Here is a 1,290-nt window from a genome sequence, read left to right on the forward strand (position 1 = left end):
CCTCAAATATAGCAATTGCTTCATGCCATATTAGAAATTGTTTATCTTCTTTTGATTGAAAATTATTTTGTTTTTTTTCTTGTTTTACTATTTCATAAAGTTCTTTATATTGTTTTTGCTTTGCGCAATCTCTCATTACGTATTTTACATTTTTTACGTATTTTAATTTCTTGTTTTGAGTTAGTGCAAATATATTATTTGGATCAATACCAAGCCGTTCAGATAATTGATACAACAATATGCTAGATGGATAAATCATACCTTTTTCTATTTTGCTAATTTGACTTTGTGAACATATTCCATGACATAATTCGGATTGTGATATGTTTTTTTTAATTCTAATTTCTTTAATGGTAATACCCAAATCGTAAAATTCCATTTTTTCACCTACTATTTAGCACTTTATTAGTATACGAATATTCGCTAATCTTTAATCTAATGTAAAATTAATATATTTGCAATCGTTGTTTATTTTCAAGGACTTACTGTTTCTATAAGATGGTGAGGCTTTTTTATGTACAAAAAAAGACACCCTAAGGTGCCTTCCTTCGACTTGAACCACTTTAATTTTAATAATATGTATTGGACTCCCATCCAAATATTATTTTACCATGTTAAATTGTTTTGTTCATTGATGGGGATTATCATATTGCCATTAACCTAAGAGTACCTATTACCTATCATTGTTATAAATATTATTCTGCCTAGAATAATAAGAAGAGATGAAAAAACACCTTCACAGGTGTCTTTTTTCATTATAGAAATATCTTAAATAGGACTCTTTTTTTATAGTCTAATTGCAAAACCTTTGGATATTTTTAGGGATTATAATCAGGGTTTTATTTTCTCTCTCCAAATTAACATAATTTTCAAATATTATAACTTCACATTTTAAGATTTGATATATAATGAAGGCAACCCGTAGTTAGAGTGTTTGCTCCGATTCAAATTATGAGATAGTTTGTTTCACCTTTTTTACATTATCTAAAAAATAACTTGTAGGGATTCCTACAAGTTATTTTTGTGTTTTATTTTAAATAACCTAAAATTTTTTAAATAATTAAAAGGCATAAGCTCAGTTTTACTTTTTACCAGTAATATGCTCTTAAATTTATCTTTCTTGTCCTTCTGTTTGATTGGCTTGGAACTCCATTTTTAGCGCAATACTATCCCCTTGGAACACGTTCTGATCTGTGCCGTTATCTTCAAATACAAACTTTATCCAAAACCAATCCATTTTCCCAGGTTTTAATCCCCCTGTTTCAGTCCACTTAGAATGAAATACTTTTT

General features: G+C 27.9%; 2 protein-coding genes. Both read right to left on the minus strand.

The genetic code is table 11. The features are described 5' to 3' along the window. The coding region (locus JDS81_RS29745) for a helix-turn-helix domain-containing protein (RefSeq protein WP_199688683.1) at positions 1 to 379 on the minus strand (379 nt) is incomplete at its 3' end. A 732-nt stretch (positions 380 to 1,111) separates the two neighbouring features. Then, positions 1,112 to 1,290: CalY family protein (locus JDS81_RS29750; protein WP_242481425.1), on the minus strand; the 179-nt coding region annotated here is incomplete at its 5' end.

Source organism: Bacillus cereus group sp. N31, from assembly GCF_016483245.1.
GTDB classification, from domain to species: Bacteria; Bacillota; Bacilli; order Bacillales; family Bacillaceae_G; genus Bacillus_A; species Bacillus_A toyonensis.